This window comes from Zoogloea oleivorans, assembly GCF_008107625.1.
GTDB classification, from domain to species: Bacteria; Pseudomonadota; Gammaproteobacteria; order Burkholderiales; family Rhodocyclaceae; genus Zoogloea; species Zoogloea oleivorans.
Window position 1 is genome coordinate 1 of the sequence record NZ_SDKK01000014.1, and the last position, 19,504, is coordinate 19,504.

Below are 19,504 nucleotides of genomic sequence, written 5' to 3' on the forward strand. Positions count from 1 at the left end.
CGCGGCCAATGCGGCCATCGGCGCTGCCCAGGCGGCCCGCTTCCCGGTGCTCGGCCTCTCCGCCTCGGGCGGCTTCCGTCGCTCCGACCTGGCCGAGCTGATCACCCTGCCAAGCCGCTACTGGTCCCTCGGCCCGACCCTCGCCGCCACCATCTTCGACGCCGGCGCCAAAAAAGCCGCCGTCGGCCAGGCCGCCGCCAGTTGGGAACAAGCCGTCGCCACCTACCGCCAGACCGTGCTGGTGGCTTTCCAGGAAGTCGAAGACAACCTCGCCGCCGCCCGCCTGCTGGACGAAGCCGGCGTCGAACAAGCCGCCGCCGTCGCCGCCGCAGCCGAGGCTGAAACCATCGCCCTCAACCAGTACCGCGCCGGCACGGTGAGCTTCCTCAACGTCGTCACCGCCCAGGCCACCCACCTCAGCGCCCAGCGCAGCGCCAACGACCTCGCCGCCCGCCGGCTGGTGGCGGCAGTGTTGCTGGCGAAGAACGCGGGGNNGGGCGACTTCAGTCGCCCACAAGCATCGCGCGGATGCTTAAGCGTGCCGGCGTACAGAGTTTCGTTGATCAGGTGACTACTCTTCATGCTGTGAGTGCCGGATGTTTCTGGCAGGTGCAGGCATACCGAAATATCTGGATGCCTGGGTTAAACGCTTCCGATCTTGATCTCACCAGCCGACAGGACGAGGGGATGCATGCCAAAAGACAAAATCGCACAGTTGTTGAAAAGTCCTCAACCTGCCAATTCCTTGTCCAAAGTGCTGGGGCAGAGCGAGCGTGTCAAAGACATTGTCGAAGAATGTGCAGATGATCTGTCGTCGGTCAATGCCGGACTCAAGAGCGAACTGCTGGACGGCGAGACCTCGCCCGGTGTTGAAAACGCTCTGGAAAAAAGCGAGGCTGTCGAGGGCAAGGTGCAGAACGCTTCCGAGCAGTTGTCGCTGGTCAATATGGCGCTGAAGGAAGAATTGCAGAAGCGGACCATCCTGCAAGAGAGGTTGGCTGCGGAGATACAGCAGGGTGAAAAAGCGCGCCATGCATCCCTCCACGACCCATTGACTGGCCTCCCCAACCGCGCGCTATTCAATGATCGACTTGAGCACGGATTGGCTCATGCGAAACGGAACGGCATTTCTTTGGTCGTGATGTTTGTCGACCTGGATGACTTCAAAAGTATCAATGACACGCACGGGCATGACGTCGGCGATATCGTCTTGAAAACCATTGCCGGGCGAATCAAGCAGGCGTCTCGAGACGAAGATACCGTCTGTCGTCATGGGGGAGACGAATTCCTGTACATATTGGTCGAGATCAAAAACGAACGGGACATGACGACCATCGCGGAAAAGATCATCGCGACTACCAGTGCTCCATGTGACATCCCGATACGGGATGTGAACATCCGTCTGGTCATTCACCCCAGCATCGGCATAGCGATGTTTCCGGCTGACGGCACCACAGCGGATTCGCTGGTCGCCAATGCCGATAAGGCCATGTACGAGGCAAAACGGAATAAATCGGGCTTTTCGCTTTTCAGTCGCTTGTGATCCCGATCATCCCTTTGGCGTGTGCGTTTGCCAGCTCGTCATTCCGGAGCACGAAATTATGATTGTCCGTAAGTCGCTCCATGGCCAGATCAATAAAACGACGCACCCGGGCTGGCTGGGCAGCACGACTCCCGTAGTAGACGAACAGGCTGAAATTGTCCGCCACATGTTCTAGCAACAACGGAACGAGACGTCCGGAGCGAATCAATGATGCGGCTGAGGGGACGGCGAGTTGTCCAATTACTTCGCCAGCGAGAACGGCACGCAGTTCGAACGCCTCGTCATTAGTGCAAAAGGCGGGGCGGACATATTGCTCCTGCATGCCGTCGCCAACCCTCACGCGCCATGGAGAAACGCGGCCATCACTGGCACGGCGAAAGGCACTGCAGCGGTGCGAGTCCAGCTCGTACAAGGTTCGCGGAACGCCATACTTGCGCAGATAACTGGGAGCAGCACAAATAACCAGCTGCATCGGGAACAGACGACGCGCGATAAGGCCCTCATCCGGAGGGTTGCCCAGATGAAATCCGACATCAACGCGATCCTCGACCCAGTTGCCAACGCGATCGTCCAGCTGAACGTCGGGCTGAACTTCGGGATAGAGCCGGCAATATTCGTCCAGCACGGGACCGATGACGGGCTGCAATACCGTGCGGGGTCCGACGATGCGCAGTGGCCCCGCCAGGTCTTCCCGGGTCTGCCGGGCGGCATTCAGGGCCTGCTGGAGGCTGATCAGCGAAGGCTGGGCTGCCTCAAAGAAACGCTGCCCTTCCTCGGTCAGCGACATGCTGCGGGTGGTTCGGTGAAACAGTCGCACCCCAAGGTGCTGCTCCAGTTGGCCGAGCGCCTTGCTGGCTGCCTGCGGTGAGATTTGCTGCGCCGCTGCCGCCTTGCTGAGACTGCCGAGTTCTACCGTGCGGATGAAGGTGGTGATGGAGCGCAATTCATTGATCGGCATCTTTCGCCTCGTGTTATTCACATCAATAGGTTGTAAATAATACAAGCAATTTGGCGGTAGTTTAATGTGTGTCCGCCGCCTAAAGTTCGTCCATCGATAACGCTACGAATCACTTTGTAAAGGACTTCAGATGGACAACTTCACCTTTTTCAATCCGACCAAAATCGAATTTGGCACTGGCACGGAACAACTGATCGGCCAGCATCTGGCCGAGCATGGCATCAGGAAGGTGTTGCTTTGCTACGGCAGCGACCGCATCAAGCGTGACGGCCTGTTCGCGGTCGTCAGCAAGAGCCTCGCGGTACACGATATTCAGTTCGTCGAGTGCGGCGGCATCGTCAGCAATCCCGTCCTCTCCAAGGTGCGTGAAGCCATCGGCCTGGCGCGTGGCAGCAAGGTCGAGGCGATCCTGAGCGTTGGCGGCGGATCCGTGCTCGACAGCGCCAAGGCGATTGCCGCCGGCGTGCGGCACGACGGCGATGTGTGGGATCTGTTCATCGGCAAGGCGGTCATCGAAGCTGCCCTGCCGGTGTTTGACATCCTGACGCTGGCCGCCACCGGCAGCGAGATGAACAACGGTGCGGTCGTTACCAACGAAGCGACCCGGGAAAAGTTTGCGATCAGCTCCGTTCATACCTATCCCAAGGTCTCCATCGTCAACCCGGCCCTGATGAAGACGGTTTCCCGGGACTACCTGGTGTACTCCGCTGCCGACATCATCGCCCACTCGATCGAGGGCTACTTTACAGCCGCCGTGCAGCCGCGTTTCCACTCGCGACTGGTCGAAGCGATCATCAACACGGTGATCGAAACGACGGAAACGCTGCTGGTCAATCCTGACGATTATGCGGCCCGTGCCGAGTTCGCCTGGGCCTCCACCCAGGCGCTGAACGGGCTGATCTACGCCGGTACGTCCGGCTACAGCTACCCCAACCACATGATCGAACATTCCCTCTCGGCCCTTTTCAATGTGCCGCACGGGGCGGGCTTGTCGGTGGTGATCCCGGCCTGGATGAAGTGGTATCACGGCCGCAATCCGGCCCAGTTCGAGCGCTTTGCCAAGAACGTGTTTGGTGTCACCGGGGCTGAACAAGGCATTGCCGCACTGGAAAGCTGGTTCAACAAGATCGGCACGCCGACGCGCCTGTCGCAGCTGGGAATAACCGAGGCTGAGTTGCCCGCCACGATTGAGAACGTTCTGGGCAACGCCGAGTATTTCGGCGTCGCTGACATCTATACCCGGGATGTGGTCGCGACCATCTTGAAGGGCGCGCTATGAGCGCCAAACCAATCTGCCTGATTGCCCTGGCTGTCATCTCATCGTGCGCTCTGGCTCAGGAACACGACTTGCCCCCAAGTGCAGTGGTGTCCCGTGAGGCGACGCGCCCCGTTACCCAAGGCGCCAGCGACCGGTTCACCGGCAATGCCCGGATCACAAGCCTGTTCTCCGCCAACGCCCCATCCCGCGTCACCGGCGGTCAGGTGACATTCGAACCCGGTGCCCGCACGGCCTGGCACAGCCATCCCCTGGGGCAAACGCTGATCGTTACCGCGGGTACGGGACGCATCCAGTTCCGGGGCGGTGCCGTCCAGGAAATCAGAACGGGGGATGTCGTGTCCATTCCGCCTGCTACCAGGCACTGGCATGGCGCCTCGCCGGGCAGTTCGATGACGCATATCGCGATCCAGGAACAGGTCGATGGCAATACCGCCGAGTGGTTTGAAAAAGTCACTGACGAGCAATACGGCATCGCCGCCGCGACGACACCGCCCGCGCCCGACAAGAATTCGCGCGCGCAACAGTTGTTCGGCGAGATCGCGCCGAAGTTCGCCGAACTCACCGACAAGGTTCTCTATGCGGATGTCTGGGAGCGCCCCGGACTGTCGAAGCGCGACCGCAGCCTGATCACCGTGAGCGCTCTGATCGCGCTGAACCGCCCGGATCAACTCCGTTCGCACCTCGGGCTGGCAAGCCAGAACGGCCTGACGCGTGAAGAACTGGCAGAAGCCATCACGCACCTCGCGTTCTATTCAGGCTGGCCGAGCAGTGTATCGGCGGCAACCATCGCCAAGGACGTTCTCCTGCCGGCGAAATGATCCTGATCCATCAGTTGCAGGAGCAATCCCCATGAAATTGAAGATCATCCATTCCCTGTTGCTGGCCGCAAGCATCGGCGCACTATCCGGAGGCACCATGGCCGCAGACTACAAACAGAATCCATTCACGCTGGCCTATGCGGGCGCCATTACCGAAAACGTGAAGGGCAAAGTCAATATCCGCACGGTGACGTACAAACTCAATGGCATCGACATTTCAGCTAACGTCTATACCCCCGCGAATTACGACTCAAACAAGAAATATCCAACGGTTGTGGTCGCCCATCCCAACGGCGGCGTGAAAGAACAAGTGGCCGGTTTGTACGCCCAGCGTCTGGCTGAGCAAGGCTACATCACCATCGCGGCGGATGCCGCCTATCAAGGCGCCAGTGGCGGCCAGCCCCGTAACGTGGACAAGCCCGCCTACCGGATCGAAGACATTCACGGCATGGCCGACTTCATCGGCCAGTACGCCGGTGTCGACACTGCACGCCTGGGTTTGCTCGGTATTTGTGGTGGCGGCGGCTATTCGCTGGCTGCTGCGCAAACCGACAAGCGCTTCAAGGCAATTGCGACGGTGAGCATGTTCAATTCCGGACGCGTTCGTCGCAATGGCTATGTGGATTCGCAACGGGACACGATTCAGGCACGCCTGCAGCAGGCCTCAAATGCCCGCGCTCAGGAAGCGGCCGGCACTGCGGTCCTCTATTCCGGTGACGCCAACCTCAGCGATGCGCAGATCGCCAAGTTGCCGTTTGATCTGTATCGGCAGGGTTATGAGTATTACTGGAAGACGCATGCGCACCCCAACTCGACCTTCAAGTACACCACGAGCAGCTTGCTGGACCTGATGCGCTTCGATGCCACCCACCAGATTGAATTGATCGACAAGCCCTTGCTGATGATCGCCGGGAGCAAGGCCGACAGCCTCTACATGACCGACGAGGCCTTCGCCAAGGCGACTGGCACGCAGGACAAGGAACTGTTCAAGATCGACGGCGCAACGCACATCGAAACCTACTGGGTGCCGAAGTACGTGAATCAGGCGGTGGAAAAGCTGACCCAGTTCTACGGCAAGTCGCTCTGAAAGGTATTGCATGAACATCAAACGTCATAGTCCTCGAATCCTCGCCGCACTGGTATGCGCGGCGCTTTCGGCATCACCGCTGACCCACGCTGCACCGGGCGACGCGACAAACCCCCTGGTGATTCAGGAGCAGGGCAGCTTTGCCATCGGCGGTAGCGTCATTCAGGGCCCCGACGGACAGACCCTCCACGGCGACCACGCACGCGTGTTCTATCAGGTGCCCGTCAATCCCAGAAAACTGCCGCTGGTGATGTGGCATGGTTTCGGGCAGTTCTCGAAGACATGGGAGACCACCGCCGATGGCCGCGAGGGATACCAGAACCTCTTCCTGCGCCGGCAATTCGCCACCTACCTGATCGATCAGCCGCGCCGCGGCGCCGCGGGGCGCGGCACCGTTGGTGGAACTGTCAGCGCCACGCCGGATGAACAACGCTGGTTCAACACTTTCAGGGTCGGCGTCTGGCCCGACTATTTCCCCGGCGTGCAGTTCTCTCGCTCCAGGGATGCGCTCGATCAATACTTCCGGGCCATGACCCCGGACACCGGCCCCATCGACGCCAAGCTGGCCAGCGATGCGGTTTCCGCCTTGTTCGACAAGATCGGTCCGGCCATCCTCGTCACGCACTCGCACAGTGGCGGCATGGGCTGGCTGGCGGCGATGAAGAATCCGCGCATCCGCGCCATCGTCTCGTACGAGCCGGGCAGCGGCTTCGTCTTCCCGGAAGGCGAGCTGCCGCCTGCCATGGCGAGCGCAGCCGGGGCGCTGGAACCCGTCGGCATCCCCCCGGCAGAGTTCATGAAGCTCACCAAAATCCCGATCATCATTTACTACGGCGACTTCATTCCGAAAGCGCCCATGGCCAATCCGGGTCAGGATGGCTGGCGCGTGCGCCTCGCCATGGCAAAACGCTGGGCTGAAACCATCAATCGCCACGGCGGCGACGCGAAGGTCGTACATTTGCCGGAGATTGGCATTCGCGGCAACACGCACTTCCCGTTCTCCGATCTCAACAACGTACAGGTCGCAGACTTGATGTCAGGGTTTCTGGCGGAAAAGCATCTGGATTGAGTGTAGGTTGATTTGGCGGCTGTCCGATCAGGCCACGGAAAGATGCCTTTCTGAGGCCTGCACAACGTTCGCAGGGCAGGTGACTGCCTTCAGCCGGCTATTGGTGGCGACAGACCCGAATGGCGGCTTCACCGGGGAATTGCTATCAACTCGACCTCCATCCCTTTCGTGACGCCCACTGCAGCCAACAAACCCCCCACCACCCGCACGTCTCATCCGCTCCCCAGCCTCCATCCGCACAACCCCGCCCCGCACCATTACCCATTCGAGTATACGTTTTGAGTATGTGTAGGTAATATCCGCCCCGTGCCGCGCGGGCTCTTCAACGCAAATCCGGCCCCCCGGCGCCCTCTAAAACTTGCCACTTCCAGGAGCCGTGCCATGACCCAGAACCTCATTTCCCTCGACCTCCCCGCCAAGACCCTTGAAGCGCTTGATCAGGCGATTGCGATACTGGAGGAGGTGGTGACGCCGTTCATCACGCTGACCGCGGATGAGGTGCGGGGCTTGGTGAAGATGGGGGGCAAGTCGGAGCAGTTCTGCCGGCAGACGCTGGTGGTGCTGGATCAGAACCAGGATTCGCTGCCGCCGTCCTTGAAGCTGGAGGAGGTGCGGCGCGATCTGGCGGCGTTTGATGCGATTCGGCCGCGTTTGCTGCGCTTGCTGGAGGTGCTGGCGAAGATGCAGGACACGCAGACTGCGCTGGGCAGCGATGTGTTGATGGCGTCGCTGGAGGGCTATGCGCTGATGAAGATGTTCGGGAAGGGCGAGGGGCTGGAGGCGCTGCGTCAGGCGATGGCGGTGCGGCGGCCGACGAAGGCGGCGAAGGTTGTGGCGGCAGTTTGAAGGCTTTTGATGATTGCCGTCAGGGTGTGGGTGCTGGTTGCCCAGCACTTGATGGCAGTCATCAGGGGGCTGATGATTTTCATGAGGGGCTTCATGGCGAACGTGAAGCCCCTCATGACTTTTGTGCTCCCGCTGATGATTGGCATCAACGCGCTGATGCTGGCCGTCAGGGCTTTGACGGCGGGTGTGAAGGCCTTGATAATTTTTGTCAGGGTCTTGATGGTTTTCATGAAGTGGCTGAGGCCGGGCACCCATTGGTGAGCCGGGCCGCCGCTTTGCTTAGCTGTGCAGCTTCCTGATGTTCGGCAAAAACGCGGTCAGCAGGCCGATCAAGGGCAGATAGGCGCACAGCCGGTAGACCGCTTCGATGCCAGTTGCATCCGCCAGTTGCCCCAGCAGGGCGGCGGCGATGCCGGCCATGCCGAAGGCGAAGCCGAAGAACAGGCCGGAGATGGTGCCGACCTTGCCCGGCACCAGTTCCTGCGCATAGACCAGGATGGCCGAGAAGGCCGAGGCGAGGATCAGGCCGATGATGACCGAGAGCACGCCCGTCCAGAACAGCCCGACATGGGGCAGCAGGAGCGTGAACGGTGTGACGCCGAGAATCGAAGCCCAGATCACGCGCTTGCGGCCGATCCGGTCGCCAATCGGCCCGCCGGCGACGGTACCGGCGGCAACGGCAAACAGGAAGGCGAACAGGTACATCTGGGCGCTGGGCAGCGAGAGGCCGAATTTTTCCATCAGGTAGAAGGTGTAGTAGCTGCTCAGGCTGCTCATGTAGAAGAACTTGGAGAACATGAGCAGGCCGAGAATGAGCAGCGACACGATGATCTGTCGCTTGCTCAGGCCATTGTCGGCGTGGGCCTTCATGCGCTTGTGAAAGCCGGCGACGTGTTGGCTGGACCAACGGCCGACGAGGCTGAGCACGACGACGCCGAGCAAGGCGGCCAGCGAGAACCACGCCGCGCTGCCTTGGCCGTAGGGAACGATGACCAGCGCCGCGAGCAGCGGGCCGATGGCAGTGCCGAGGTTGCCGCCGATCTGGAACAGCGACTGGGCCAGGCCGGGCTGATTGCCGGCCGCCATGCGGGCCACCCGCGAGGATTCGGGATGGAAGACCGAGGAGCCCATGCCGATGAGCATCGCCGCAGCCAGCACGGCGCCATAGCTGTCGGCGTGCGAAAGCAGCAGCAGGCCGACCAGCGTGAAACCCATGCCGACCGGCAGCGAATAGGGCTTCGGCCGGCGGTCGGTATACAGGCCGATCAGGGGTTGCAGCAGTGAGGCGGTGATCTGGTAGGTCAGGGTGATCATCCCGATCTGGGCAAAGGACAGCTGCAGGCCAAGCTTGAGCATCGGATAGATGGCCAGCAGCACCGACTGCATCATGTCGTTGAGCAGGTGGGCGAAGCTGATGGCCGCAATCACCGGGTAGGTGGTGGTGAGGTGGATATCGTGTGCCGGCGGTGCGGCGAGGGCGGTATCCGCGTTGAGTGTCTTTTCCATGATGGGTGCTTCGAGCTTGTAGAGCGCCAGTCTAGAATGACTGATTCAAGCACGTCCGGACAAAAAGCATCGTGAATTGGACAATCGCCAGCCCTGAAATGACCCTCTGTCATGACGGCGAGTACCAGACCCTGCCGCACCCGGTTACTGCCAAGGCGCGCAACTACCGGGGTGGCGAAACGCCGATCCACAGTCACCCGCGGGCGCAGCTGATTTATGCCGGCAGCGGCGTCATGCGCGTGGAAACCGAGGTCGGCTGCTGGGTGGTGCCGCCGGTACGTGGCGTCTGGATACCGGCCGACACGGCGCATCGGGTGATCATGCTGGGGACGGTGGAAATGCGCACCTTGTACATCCGCCCGGACGCCGCCCCGGGCCTGCCCGACACCTGTTGCCTGCTCGAAGTCAGCCCCTTGCTGCGGGCATTGATCCTGGCGCTGCTCGACGAGCCGGTGGCCTACGACCGCGAGGGCCGGGCCGGCCAGATCGCCGCGCTGGCGCTGTGCGAACTGCGCTTCCTGAAGATTCCCGCACTGCATTTGCCGATGCCTGGCGAGCGACGCCTGCACCGGCTGTGCGAGGAGCTGATCGCCAACCCGGAAAGCCGGGAGACGCTGGAAACCCTGGCCGAACAGCAGGCAACCAGCAGCCGGACGCTGGCCCGCCAGTTCCAGCGTGAAACCGGCATGAGCTTTCGTCAGTGGCGGCAACAGGCCCGCCTGGTAGAAGCCCTCGGCCACCTGGCCAGCGGTGTTTCGGTTGCGCTGGTGGCCGAACGCCTGGGTTATCGCAGTGCCAGCGCTTTTGCCGCCATGTTCAAGCGCGCCCTGGGTCTGGAGCCGCGGCGGTATTTTTCCGGGGAGGCAGGCGCAATCGCTGGCGAGGATCATGAAGCGGCTGACGTCGAATACCCATCCTTGAACTTCTGAAACCCTCGGGCGTCCATTCTTTAGGTATTGTGCAATGCAGCAATCCTGCCGTTGCGCTGTTGCCTGAGGAGATTTGCGATGATCCGGAAACGCTGGTGGAAGAAACATGACGAGGCGGCTGCACCGCCGCTGAGCCTGGCCCTGCAGGGCGGCGGGGCCCACGGGGCCTACACCTGGGGGGTGCTGGACCGCCTGCTTGAGGATGACTGGCAGCTGGAGGGGGTGAGCGGCACCAGCGCCGGTGCGATGAATGCGGTGGCCCTGGCCCAGGGCTGGACGACGGGCGGGGCGGAAGGGGCGCGGGCGTCGCTGGCCAGTTTCTGGAATGCGGTGGCCGACTGCACGCCCTTTGATCTGAACCCGTCCGGCGACGGTGCCATGCCGCCGGCCATGAGCATGATGATCGGCTTCACCAAGCTGTTTTCTCCGTACCAGCTCAACCCTTTTGAACTGAACCCCCTGCGCGACGTGGTGCGCGCCCAGTTCGACTTCGAGCGCATCCGGCAGGACTGTCCGCTCAAGCTCTTCGTGGCGGCCACGCGGGTTCAGTCGGGCAAGGTGCGCTTGTTTCGCACCGGGGAGATCAGTGAGGATGCGCTGATGGCCTCGGCCTGCCTGCCAACCATCCACCACGCCGTGGAGATCGACGGTGAGGCTTACTGGGACGGGGGCTTTACGGCGAACCCGGCGATCTACCCGCTGATGTACGAATGCGCCACGCCGGACATTCTGCTGGTGCTGCTCAACCCCCTCACACGTCCCGAGGCGCCGCGTAGCGCCGAGGAAATCGCGGCGCGCAGCATGGAGCTGGGCTTTTCGACGACCTTTTTGCGCGAGATGCGGATGATTGCCCATGCCCGCGCCTACATCGAGGAAGGCCGCGGCTGGATGCCGCTGGGGCGCTTCGAGCGCCGCATCACGGGGTTGCACTTTCATATGCTGGAGGCGGAGGAACTCGCCGGCATTGGCGCGGCGAGCAAGCTCAATGCGTCACGGGCGTTTCTGACCGAGCTGCGTGACCTGGGGCGTGCCCGCGCCGCCGGGTGGATTCGCACCCACCGGGACGATGTGGGCAAGCGCGGCACGGTGAATGTGGGCGAGGTGTTCGAGTAGCCCGTGAGTCGCCCTGTGGGTCGGACTTCCGTCCGACAGCACGGGTTCAGCCAGCAGAGTCGGACTGAAGTCCGACCCACAGGGGGCGGCAGGCGATGTTTTTGTGGGTCGGACTTCAGTCCGACAGCACGCGCCCAGCCAGCAGAGTCGGACTAAAGTCCGACCCACGGGGGCGGCAGGCGATGGTTTTGTGGGTCGGACTAAAGTCCGACCCACGGGGGCGGCAGGCGATGGTTTTGTGGGTCGGACTTCAGTCCGACATCACGGGTGCAGCCAGCAGAGTCGGACTGAAGTCCGACCCACAGGGGGGCGTTTCACGCACCGTTGGCGGGCATGCTGCCTCGGTGTGGTGCGGGCTCGCTGCGCTCAGAACTCCATTTCCAGCTCTTCGATGTCGTCCGGTTCCAGCTTGGCAGCGGCGATCCATGCCTGCATTTCGGGCAGTTTGATGATCGTCTCGCAGTAGGCGGTGCAGGTGTCGTCGAGGTGTACGCCGTAGGTGAGGAAGCGGGTGACGACCGGGGCGTACATGGCGTCGGCCATGCTGCGTTGCTGGCCGAACAGGTAGGGGCCGCCGTAGCGGGTGAGGCAGTCGCGCCAGATCTCGGCCACCCGGTCGATGTCGCCGTGGGCGCGGGACCACACGGTGAAATTCGGGAAGCTGGCCTTGAGGTTCATGGGCAGTGCGGAGCGCAGGGCGCTGAAGCCGGAGTGCATCTCGCCGCAGATGGAGCGGCAGTGGGCGCGGGCGACGGCATCGGCGGGCAGCAGGCCGGCCTTGGGCTTGATCTCGTTGAGGTATTCACCGATGGCCAGGGTGTCCCACACGGAAATGTCGCGATGGGTGAGGCGTGGCACGCGCACGGAGGGGGCGAGGAGCAGCAGTTCGGCGCGGGCGCCGGCGTCGTCCTGCTCGACCATTTCTTCCTTGAAGTCGAGGCCTGCGAAGCGGGCCATCAGCCAGCCTCGGAGGGACCAGGACGAGTAGTTTCTGCTGCTCAGGGTAAGGGTCGCGACGGGCATTTTGATGTGGCCTCCACAAAACGGGCGGGGTGCCGCAGGAGGGCGCCCCGAGGTATGTGCAGCAAGCCACGTGCCAAGCCGGGAGTGCCGTGCGGCATGTGGCTTGCTTGGAATGGGTATTGCCACATACCTATAAAAAGACCATGTCCCCCAACAGCCCAGCCTTGCATTACCAGGCCTATCAGGCCCTGGCCGACCTGACGACGCCGATGCGTTCGATGGCGCGGCATATGGCGCCCTGGTTGCATCACAGCCTGTTCTGGTTTCCCGAGAGCAAGTCCCTGCGCAAGGCGGCGGCGGCCTGCGAAGTGGTCGCACTGGCGGGTTTGACACATGCCCGGCCGCCGTTCGATATCCATACGGTCGACACCCCCACGGGCACCTGTTCGGTGCATGAGGAGGCGGTGTTCGCCACGCCTTTCTGTACCTTGCAGCGCTTTCGCAAGGCGCCGGCCCGCCCCGGCGAGCCGAAGGTGCTGCTGGTGGCCCCCGTGTCGGGGCACTTTGCCACGCTGCTGCGCGGCACGGTGCAGACCCTGCTCCAGGACCACGACGTGTACGTGACCGACTGGCACAACGTGCGCGACATTCCGCTCGTCGAAGGTGCTTTCGATCTCGATACCTTCATCGAGCACATCATCGGGTTTGTGGACTGGCTCGGCCCCCACACCCACCTGGTGGCGGTGTGCCAGCCCACCGTGCCGACCCTGGCTGCGGTGGCGGTGATGGCCGAGGACGGCCACCCCCACCAGCCGCGCAGCATGACGCTGATGGCCGGCCCCATCGATTGCCGCATCAACCCCACCGAGGTGAATCGCCTGGCCACCGAAAAGCCCATCGAGTGGTTCGAGAAGAAGCTCATCGGCGTGGTGCCGCTGCGCTACAAGGGGGCCTTGCGGCGGGTCTATCCGGGCTTCCTGCAGATCTCGGCCTTCATGAGCATGAACATGGATCGCCACAAGGAGTCCTTCCGCAAGATGTACGGCCACTTTGCCGAGGGGGACCGCGTCAGCGGGCACAGCATCAAGGAGTTCTACGATGAATACTTGGCGATGATGGATCTGCCCGCCGAGTTCTACCTGCAGACGGTGAGGAAGGTGTTTCAGGAATATCACCTGGCTCAGGGCCAGCTCGAATACCGGGGCCGGGTGGTCAAACCGGAGGCGATCCGGCGCACCGCGCTATTCACCGTGGAGGGCGAGCGCGACGACATCTGTTCGATTGGCCAGACCCTCGCTGCCCACGATTTGTGCAGCAAGCTCGCGCCCTATCGCAAGCAGCATCATCTGCAGGCGGCGGTCGGGCATTACGGGGTTTTCAACGGCAAGCGCTGGGAGCGTCAGATCTATCCGCGCATCCGCGACTTCATTCACGCTTTCGACGAGTAGTCCGGGCACTTTTCTCTCAAGCTATCCGGTATCGGTGCCGATACCGGATGGATACCCACATCGGGCGGCTTCGTGAGAATAATAAAAGTGCTCAAACAAAAACCCATCGTCCAGCAGGTTGTGCTGCTGTGTACCCTCGGCATTACCCTGATGGTGGCCATCCTGGTCACTACCGTCTCGATCCTGTCGCGCCAGAATGCGCTGGCCAAGGCCGAGGAGTCGCTGGCCCTGCAGGCCGACATGACGATCAACATGCTGGCCTATGCCCAGAATGCCCTGGAGCGTCGGGCCGAGGATGCACTGGGACAGTATCTGGAGTCCTTCGAGGGCCAGCCGCGGCTGACCGGTACGGAAACGACGCTGGGCCCCAACGTGGTGCCCGACCTTGCCATCGGCACGCAGGTGCTCAACGGCAATGTGGGTTTGCTGAGCGCCTATGCCAAGCTTCACAACGACCGGGAGCCGGCCTTTCTGGTGAGAAAGGGTGAGCGCTTCTACCGCGCTTCCACCCTGCTCAAGGACAAGCAGGGCAACCCCCGCCACGGCGAAATGGTGGATGACAACGGGGCTTACCCGTCGATCCTGCTGACCGGCAAGCCCTTCCTGGGCTCGCTGGAGCGCAACGGCAAGATGTTCGTGCTGGCGGCCACGCCGCTCAAGGATGCGTCGGGCAAGGTGATCGGCGCGGTGACCATGCGGGTGGATGCCGAGAGCAACGTCAAGCTCATCAAGGAGAAGCTGGCCGGCATGAAGGTCGGCAAGACCGGCTACCCCTACATCATCTCGGTGCCGTCCGGCGACGCGAAGGACGTGCGCTTCATCTATCACCCGAAGTTTGAAGGCAAGGTGCTGGCCGACATGGACCCGCGCTTGAGCGGCATCGTCAAAAGCCTGATCGAGAAGAAGAACGGCACGCTGGTCTACAAGTGGGGCGATCCGGGGGCCGAGACGGACAAGATGGTGGTGGTGCGGGAACTGCCGGACCTGCACTGGCTGGTGGCCACCGGGTCGTGGGTGGATGAGTTCGTGGAAGAGTCCACCGATCTGCGCAACAAGATTGCGCTGCTGGCGATTGGTTGTGGCGCCGCGCTGGTATTGGCCCTGGCCTTCTTCCTGCGCCAGCGTCTCAGCCCCCTGGCACATCTGGCGGCACTGGTGTCGCGCTTTGGCAATGGCGACCTGTCGGTGCGTGCCGAAGTCGATGCGGGCAGCCGCAGCGAGATCGACCTGATCGGCAACAGCATCAACAGTGCGGCCGATTCCATGCGCGCCCTGACCGGCAGCATCCGCCAGACCAGTGACCACCTGCAGCGCACCGCCAGCAGCATGTCGGCCTCGTCGCAGGTGCTGGGTGAAGCGACCCGTCAGCAAAGCGATTCAGCCAGTGCCATGGCGGGGACGACCGAAGAGCTGACCCACAGCGTCGAACAGGTGGCCGGCAACGCGGCCCATGCCCTCGAACTGACCCGCGAGACGGCGGCGTCGGTGCAGGAAGGCGTCAGTACCGTGCACGAGACCATCGTGCAGCTCAACCAGACCGCCCAGACCGTGCAGGATGCGGCTTCCCAGGTGGAAAATCTGGGTCAGCAATCGGCCGAGATCCATCGGGTGCTCAACGCGATCCGTGACATTTCCGACCAGACCAACCTGCTCGCCCTCAACGCTGCCATCGAGGCGGCGCGGGCCGGTGAGCAGGGACGCGGTTTTGCGGTAGTGGCCGACGAAGTGCGCAAGCTGGCCGAGCAGTCGGGCAAGTCGGCGTCCCTCATCGACACCATTCTCAACAGCATTCAGGAAGGTGTGGCCTCGGTGGCCGGTTCGGCCCGGCGGGCGGTGGAGCAGGTCGATCGCAACGTCGAAGCCTCACGCAAGGTGGAAAATGCCCTGCAGGCCATCCACGAACGCGCCGAGCGGACTTCCAGCGCAGTGGCCGACATTGCCCGTGCCACCCGCGAGCAGAGCCAGGCCAGCCATGCGATTTCGAGTGGCATCGAATCGGTGGCGCGCTCGGTGTCGGAAACCAGCCGCTCGGCCGATACCAACCGCAATCAGGCCGATGAACTGCTGAGCGTGGCGCGCGAACTCGAGAACGAAGTGTCGCGCCTGCGCCTGTAATGCCTTCCCGCTGGTGTCAGCGACGAAGCGAGTGGGATTTGGAGATGAAGACGAGGGGCCCGCAATGGTGATGCCTGTTGCAATGAAGGCCTGGTCGCTATTGGCGCCAGGCCTTCATTTGGCGCTGTTGGCTCGGTAGGTGAGGGCCCCGCGCCAGTTGGCGGGAGCCTTCGTCGCTGATCAGTTCAGCCTTACCACGCGCAACTGGGCCCCGACGCTCGGTGCGAGGGACAAGGTAAGGGGGATTGCGCTGTTATTGCGCAAGGTGATGATGTCTCCCGCAGCCAGGGTCAGAAGAGCCTTTCCGCTGATGTGACCGGTAGGGACGAGGGCAGGGACTGATGTCGATGCATCCACCATCCCGTTCACCGCAACGGCGATCTGCGATCCGACACCTGCGGTGATGTTGATGGAGTAGTCCACCTCGTAGCTTCCGGCATCCGGGATGGTTACCACGGTTGTTCCTGCTGTGTGCATGATCGACGACAGGGGGCCGTTGTTGCTGAAGGGAATGTCGGCGCCACCAACGACGGTAGCGTCGACAATGGTCGCCAGTTCGTAGGTGTAGCCAAAGGCGCTGATGCCGCCGGAGATTGCTCCTGGTGCGCAAGGCCCGAGGATGCCGGTAGCGTCGAAGCACGTGACGCTGTTCATGCCGGTGTTGGCGGCAGTCGTCAGGCTCGGGATTCTTACCGTACCGGTGGTTTCGTCCACGCGGAGACGGTCGACAGTGTTGCCGTTGTTGCGCACGGAAAAGGCGCTACCTGCTGGCGGGCGGGTGACGATGTCGGCGGCTTGGGCTATGTTCGCGTAGGCCGTCAGCGCAAGGACCAGGGTGGCGACAAGGCGGGAAGTGTGGAACGAGCGGGGCATGGACTGAGGTCTCCGTTGAAATCGAATATCGTGTGAGCGGCGTTGGCCTTCAGGCACGGAAGCGCCGAAGCGAATGCACGGTGGTGCCGGCGATGAGCAGGGCGAGCAGCAGGCGTGCCCATTCGCTGAGAGTGGGAATGGAACTGGGGGCGCCATTGCCGATGGCGCTATTGCCGATCTGGACATTGCCCGCAACGTTGGCGAAGTTGCTGACCACGTTGGCGCCGGGTCCGAGTGAGATGACGGATGATCCGCCAGCGGAGACGAGCTGGATGGGCTGACCGTTGACACCCTGAAGGGTCAGGGTGCCGTTAACGACGATGTTGGATCCGGTCGGGATGACGAAGGTGTGGCCAGTGCTGCTGCTGAGGGTGAGATTGTTGAAGACGGTGGTGCCGTTGAAGGCGGTGGGGCCGCCGCCGCAACTGTCGGTCAGTATGACGGTGCTCGAGCCTGGGACGAAGGAGCCGGCATTACTCCAGTCTCCGCTCAGGGAGAGCGTGCCGCTGCCAGCGTTGATCGAGCCACTGGCGCCAATGCCGACGGAGGCGATCTGGTTGAGTTGCCCGGCGCCGATCGTCATGGCGCCCTGGATGTCGAGGTTGGTACAGGCGAGATCCATTGTGGCGCCTGTGGGAACGTCATAGGTACCGCCGGAGGGCACGCTGATCTGGGCGTGGGCCGGTAGTCCGAAGGCCAGCAGCAGGGGAAGGGCCAGCTTGATGGTGGACTTGCAGGTCATTGGATGCCTCGGTAGAGGTCGGGCACACGGAGGCGCTGGTTAAGGCGTTCCGTTAGGCGTGCTCGCCAGGGTGGATGGCCAAAAAGGGGATCAGTAACGCAAAGTCCGCAAAATAATAGTTTGTTAAAATTAATTACACAAAGGCTTTTTAGCCCGAAGTAAGTATTCGTCTCTTGGCCTGGAATCTGTTCTGAGCGATGTTCATGGCATCTGGCAGGTGGGGCCGCATGAGACAGATAAAAGCCAGATCGTGCAATCCTGTCAAGGTTTCCGGCAGGCGCTCGTCATCACCGGTCAGACGGCGAAAGCGGGTGGACCAAGCACCGCCTAGGGCATGGTTCCGAACAGGCGCTAGCGCAGCACCAGCGGACTAGCCAGCAACCAGATGGCGGTGAGCAGCACCATCCACGCGAAGGCGGTGCGCATTTGTTTTTCGGGCAGGCGATGGGCGAAGGCCACGCCGGCCGACACCGTGAGCAGGCCGCTGGCCGCCATCGGCAGACCCAGGGCCCAGTCCACCCGCTGCGCGTCGGCGTAGGCGATCAGGGCGATCACCGAGCTGGGGGCGACGAGGGCCAGCGCAAAGGCTTGCGCGACAGTCTGGCGCAGGCCGAAGAGGCCGGTAAGCAGTGGCGTGGCGACCAGCCCGCCGCCCACCCCCAGCAGCCCCATGCAGCTCCCTCCGAGCAGCCCGACCAGCGGTATGAAGCGCGGTGCGACCCGGGGTGTGGTGTGGGGCTTTGGCGTCCGGTGGCGGGCCAGCATGTGGACGGCCAGCACAAGCAGAAAGAGGGCGAAGATCGCCTTCAGCGTTACCGGATTGAGGGCGTTGGCGAAGCGGGCAGTGACCCAGGTGGTGGCCGCGGCGAGCGCGCCGATGCTCAGCGCCCGGCCGATCGGCACGGGGTGCCGCTGACTGTAGCGCCACCAGCCGACCAGCAGGTTGGGCACCATCATCACCAGCGCGGTGCCCTGGGCCAGCGGCTGGTCCATGCCGTAGCCAATGACGAACAGGGGAATCGCGATGATTCCGCCGCCGATGCCGAACATGCCGCCGAAGAAGCCGAGTGCCGCGCCAACGGCGAGGGCCGGCAGGAGTTCGAGGAGGCTGGCAAAAGCAGGCATGGCGGGATAGGTGAAGGCGAATCGAACGGCCATGATAGGGATCTGCCGGATTGCTACAATGCGCCGAAGTTAATTTTATTCGGTACTTGAACGCACGAATGCAGGACGCATCCGATCTGGCCTTCTTCGCGCTGCTGGCCCGCAGCGCCAGCCTGGCCGCCGCCGCTGCCGAGCTGGGCGTGACACCGCCGGCGGTGAGCCGCCGCCTGGCGGCCCTGGAGGCGCGCCTCGGGGTGCGTCTGCTCAACCGCACGACCCGCCGCCAGAGCCTGACGCCGGAGGGCGAGCGTTACCTGGAAGAGGGCGGGCGCATCCTCCACGAAATCGAGCAGCTGGAGCGCAGCCTGGCGGCCAGCCGGGAGGCGCCCCGCGGCCTCTTGCGCATCAACGCCACCTTCGGCTTCGGGCGGCGCCACCTGGGGCCGGTGATCGCCGATTTCGCGCGGCTTTACCCGGATGTGTCGGTGATCCTGCAGCTCACCGACAGGGCGCTGGATCTCACGGCGACGGCGATGGACGTGGGGATCTGCTTCGGCACGCCACCGGATGCGCGGGTGCTGGCCCGCAAGATCGCCGGCAACCGGCGCCTGTTGTGCGCGGCGCCGGCGTATCTGGCAGAGCAGGGTGTGCCACTCGAGCCCCGCGATCTGGCCGGGCACCAGTGCATCGTGATCCGCGAGAACACCCGGGCCTTCAACAACTGGGAGCTTGCCGATGGCGCGCACCAGCTGACGGTGAAGGTGCGTGGCGCCCTGAGCAGCAACCATGGCGAAGTGGCGGTGGACTGGGCGCTCGCCGGCCACGGCATCCTGCTGCGCTCCGAATGGGACGTGGCACCCTATCTGCGCAGCGGCCAGCTGGTGCGTGTGCTGGCGCCATGGGTGGGCGGGTCGGGGGATATTCATGCGGTGTACCCGCAACGCCACCACCTGTCGGCCAAGGTGCGGGTGTTTATCGACTTTCTGGCCGAGCGGTTTGCCGGCTTCCGCCCCGAGGATGCCGAAGGCCCGGCACCCTGGTAAACGGCTTGGTGGGTCGGACTTCAGTCCGACAGCTCAGGTTCAGCTAGGGTTTGTCGGACTGAAGTCCG

At 62.9% G+C, this 19,504-nt stretch carries 19 protein-coding genes; 12 read left to right on the forward strand and 7 right to left on the reverse strand.

The genetic code is table 11. From position 1 onward, the window contains the following. The coding region (locus tag ETQ85_RS15110) for a TolC family protein (RefSeq protein WP_222862181.1) at positions 1 to 493 on the forward strand (493 nt) is incomplete at both ends. Positions 494 to 691: 198 nt separating this feature from the next. Further along, positions 692 to 1,543, forward strand: coding sequence for a GGDEF domain-containing protein (locus ETQ85_RS15115; protein ID WP_148579910.1), 852 nt, complete (start codon positions 692 to 694; stop codon positions 1,541 to 1,543). On the opposite strand, the gene ETQ85_RS15120 is transcribed toward ETQ85_RS15115, so the two are convergent. Continuing rightward, on the reverse strand, positions 1,530 to 2,501 hold the full coding sequence (locus ETQ85_RS15120) for a LysR family transcriptional regulator (protein WP_187394726.1): 972 nt from the start codon (positions 2,499 to 2,501) through the stop codon (positions 1,530 to 1,532). The two genes, ETQ85_RS15115 and ETQ85_RS15120, sit on opposite strands and share 14 nt — an antisense overlap. Before the next feature lie 130 nt (positions 2,502 to 2,631). Here ETQ85_RS15120 and ETQ85_RS15125 point away from each other — a divergent pair, with 130 nt between their 5' ends. The 5 genes from ETQ85_RS15125 (at position 2,632) to ETQ85_RS15145 (ending at position 7,600) form a co-directional block, all read left to right on the forward strand. Further along, a complete protein-coding gene (locus ETQ85_RS15125; protein ID WP_148579911.1) occupies positions 2,632 to 3,780 on the forward strand; it encodes an iron-containing alcohol dehydrogenase in 1,149 nt (382 codons plus the stop codon). Further along, entirely contained in the window at positions 3,777 to 4,598 is an 822-nt protein-coding gene (locus ETQ85_RS26970; RefSeq protein WP_148579912.1) for a (R)-mandelonitrile lyase, read from the forward strand. Before ETQ85_RS15125 ends, ETQ85_RS26970 begins: the two co-directional genes overlap by 4 nt. A gap of 31 nt (positions 4,599 to 4,629) precedes the next feature. Next, positions 4,630 to 5,685, forward strand: coding sequence for an alpha/beta hydrolase (locus ETQ85_RS15135; protein ID WP_148579913.1), 1,056 nt, complete (start codon positions 4,630 to 4,632; stop codon positions 5,683 to 5,685). Positions 5,686 to 5,695: 10 nt separating this feature from the next. Beyond that, positions 5,696 to 6,754, forward strand: coding sequence for an alpha/beta hydrolase (locus tag ETQ85_RS15140; RefSeq protein ID WP_148579914.1), 1,059 nt, complete (start codon positions 5,696 to 5,698; stop codon positions 6,752 to 6,754). A gap of 381 nt (positions 6,755 to 7,135) precedes the next feature. Next, positions 7,136 to 7,600 (forward strand): hypothetical protein, encoded by a 465-nt coding sequence (locus ETQ85_RS15145; RefSeq protein ID WP_187394727.1) that lies wholly within the window; start codon positions 7,136 to 7,138, stop codon positions 7,598 to 7,600. Here the strand turns inward: ETQ85_RS15145 and ETQ85_RS15150 are convergent. Further along, positions 7,543 to 7,830, reverse strand: coding sequence for a hypothetical protein (locus ETQ85_RS15150; protein ID WP_148579915.1), 288 nt, complete (start codon positions 7,828 to 7,830; stop codon positions 7,543 to 7,545). The genes ETQ85_RS15145 and ETQ85_RS15150 overlap by 58 nt on opposite strands. 49 nt (positions 7,831 to 7,879) lie before the next feature. Continuing rightward, positions 7,880 to 9,106, reverse strand: coding sequence for an MFS transporter (locus ETQ85_RS15155; protein WP_148579916.1), 1,227 nt, complete (start codon positions 9,104 to 9,106; stop codon positions 7,880 to 7,882). Between the two features lie 71 nt (positions 9,107 to 9,177). Here ETQ85_RS15155 and ETQ85_RS15160 point away from each other — a divergent pair, with 71 nt between their 5' ends. Together ETQ85_RS15160 and ETQ85_RS15165 are read left to right on the forward strand one after the other, a co-directional pair. Further along, positions 9,178 to 10,035: an AraC family transcriptional regulator gene (locus ETQ85_RS15160; protein WP_222862182.1), complete on the forward strand. Its 858-nt coding sequence runs from the start codon at positions 9,178 to 9,180 to the stop codon at positions 10,033 to 10,035. 78 nt (positions 10,036 to 10,113) lie between these two features. Further along, positions 10,114 to 11,148, forward strand: coding sequence for a patatin-like phospholipase family protein (locus tag ETQ85_RS15165; protein WP_148579917.1), 1,035 nt, complete (start codon positions 10,114 to 10,116; stop codon positions 11,146 to 11,148). 366 nt (positions 11,149 to 11,514) lie between these two features. Here the strand turns inward: ETQ85_RS15165 and ETQ85_RS15170 are convergent, their stop codons facing one another. Beyond that, entirely contained in the window at positions 11,515 to 12,171 is a 657-nt protein-coding gene (locus tag ETQ85_RS15170) for a glutathione S-transferase (protein ID WP_148579918.1), read from the reverse strand. A gap of 143 nt (positions 12,172 to 12,314) precedes the next feature. Between ETQ85_RS15170 and ETQ85_RS15175 the strand changes: the two genes are divergently transcribed. After that, positions 12,315 to 13,559 (forward strand): polyhydroxyalkanoate depolymerase, encoded by a 1,245-nt coding sequence (locus ETQ85_RS15175; protein WP_148579919.1) that lies wholly within the window; start codon positions 12,315 to 12,317, stop codon positions 13,557 to 13,559. Between the two features lie 87 nt (positions 13,560 to 13,646). Then, positions 13,647 to 15,674, forward strand: a complete 2,028-nt coding sequence (locus tag ETQ85_RS15180; protein ID WP_148579920.1) for a methyl-accepting chemotaxis protein — start codon at positions 13,647 to 13,649, stop codon at positions 15,672 to 15,674. A 180-nt stretch (positions 15,675 to 15,854) separates the two neighbouring features. Here ETQ85_RS15180 and ETQ85_RS15185 read toward each other — a convergent pair whose 3' ends face one another. From ETQ85_RS15185 to ETQ85_RS15195, 3 genes are all read right to left on the reverse strand, one after another. After that, positions 15,855 to 16,547, reverse strand: a complete 693-nt coding sequence (locus ETQ85_RS15185; RefSeq protein ID WP_148579921.1) for a BclA C-terminal domain-containing protein — start codon at positions 16,545 to 16,547, stop codon at positions 15,855 to 15,857. A gap of 49 nt (positions 16,548 to 16,596) precedes the next feature. Next, positions 16,597 to 17,289 (reverse strand): IPTL-CTERM sorting domain-containing protein, encoded by a 693-nt coding sequence (locus ETQ85_RS15190; RefSeq protein ID WP_148579922.1) that lies wholly within the window; start codon positions 17,287 to 17,289, stop codon positions 16,597 to 16,599. Between the two features lie 351 nt (positions 17,290 to 17,640). Next, positions 17,641 to 18,447, reverse strand: a complete 807-nt coding sequence (locus ETQ85_RS15195) for a sulfite exporter TauE/SafE family protein (RefSeq protein ID WP_222862183.1) — start codon at positions 18,445 to 18,447, stop codon at positions 17,641 to 17,643. A 65-nt stretch (positions 18,448 to 18,512) separates the two neighbouring features. Here ETQ85_RS15195 and ETQ85_RS15200 point away from each other — a divergent pair, with 65 nt between their 5' ends. Continuing rightward, the gene (locus ETQ85_RS15200) at positions 18,513 to 19,436 is read left to right on the forward strand and encodes a LysR family transcriptional regulator (protein ID WP_148579923.1); all 924 of its coding nucleotides are present in this window, start codon (positions 18,513 to 18,515) and stop codon (positions 19,434 to 19,436) included. The last annotated feature ends 68 nt before the right edge of the window (positions 19,437 to 19,504 follow it).

Bases quoted from the DNA above. Each gene is read 5' to 3' on its own strand.
- ETQ85_RS15125 (WP_148579911.1), top strand. From the start codon at position 2,632: ATGGACAACTTCACCTTTTTCAATCCGACCAAAATCGAATTTGGCACT.
- ETQ85_RS15135 (WP_148579913.1), top strand. From the start codon at position 4,630: ATGAAATTGAAGATCATCCATTCCCTGTTGCTGGCCGCAAGCATCGGC.
- ETQ85_RS15185 (WP_148579921.1), bottom strand. From the start codon at position 16,547: ATGCCCCGCTCGTTCCACACTTCCCGCCTTGTCGCCACCCTGGTCCTT.
- ETQ85_RS26970 (WP_148579912.1), top strand. From the start codon at position 3,777: ATGAGCGCCAAACCAATCTGCCTGATTGCCCTGGCTGTCATCTCATCG.
- ETQ85_RS15120 (WP_187394726.1), bottom strand. From the start codon at position 2,501: ATGCCGATCAATGAATTGCGCTCCATCACCACCTTCATCCGCACGGTA.
- ETQ85_RS15165 (WP_148579917.1), top strand. From the start codon at position 10,114: ATGATCCGGAAACGCTGGTGGAAGAAACATGACGAGGCGGCTGCACCG.
- ETQ85_RS15200 (WP_148579923.1), top strand. From the start codon at position 18,513: ATGCAGGACGCATCCGATCTGGCCTTCTTCGCGCTGCTGGCCCGCAGC.
- ETQ85_RS15195 (WP_222862183.1), bottom strand. From the start codon at position 18,447: ATGGCCGTTCGATTCGCCTTCACCTATCCCGCCATGCCTGCTTTTGCC.
- ETQ85_RS15140 (WP_148579914.1), top strand. From the start codon at position 5,696: ATGAACATCAAACGTCATAGTCCTCGAATCCTCGCCGCACTGGTATGC.
- ETQ85_RS15145 (WP_187394727.1), top strand. From the start codon at position 7,136: ATGACCCAGAACCTCATTTCCCTCGACCTCCCCGCCAAGACCCTTGAA.
- ETQ85_RS15170 (WP_148579918.1), bottom strand. From the start codon at position 12,171: ATGCCCGTCGCGACCCTTACCCTGAGCAGCAGAAACTACTCGTCCTGG.
- ETQ85_RS15175 (WP_148579919.1), top strand. From the start codon at position 12,315: ATGTCCCCCAACAGCCCAGCCTTGCATTACCAGGCCTATCAGGCCCTG.
- ETQ85_RS15190 (WP_148579922.1), bottom strand. From the start codon at position 17,289: ATGACCTGCAAGTCCACCATCAAGCTGGCCCTTCCCCTGCTGCTGGCC.
- ETQ85_RS15150 (WP_148579915.1), bottom strand. From the start codon at position 7,830: ATGAAAACCATCAAGACCCTGACAAAAATTATCAAGGCCTTCACACCC.
- ETQ85_RS15115 (WP_148579910.1), top strand. From the start codon at position 692: ATGCCAAAAGACAAAATCGCACAGTTGTTGAAAAGTCCTCAACCTGCC.
- ETQ85_RS15155 (WP_148579916.1), bottom strand. From the start codon at position 9,106: ATGGAAAAGACACTCAACGCGGATACCGCCCTCGCCGCACCGCCGGCA.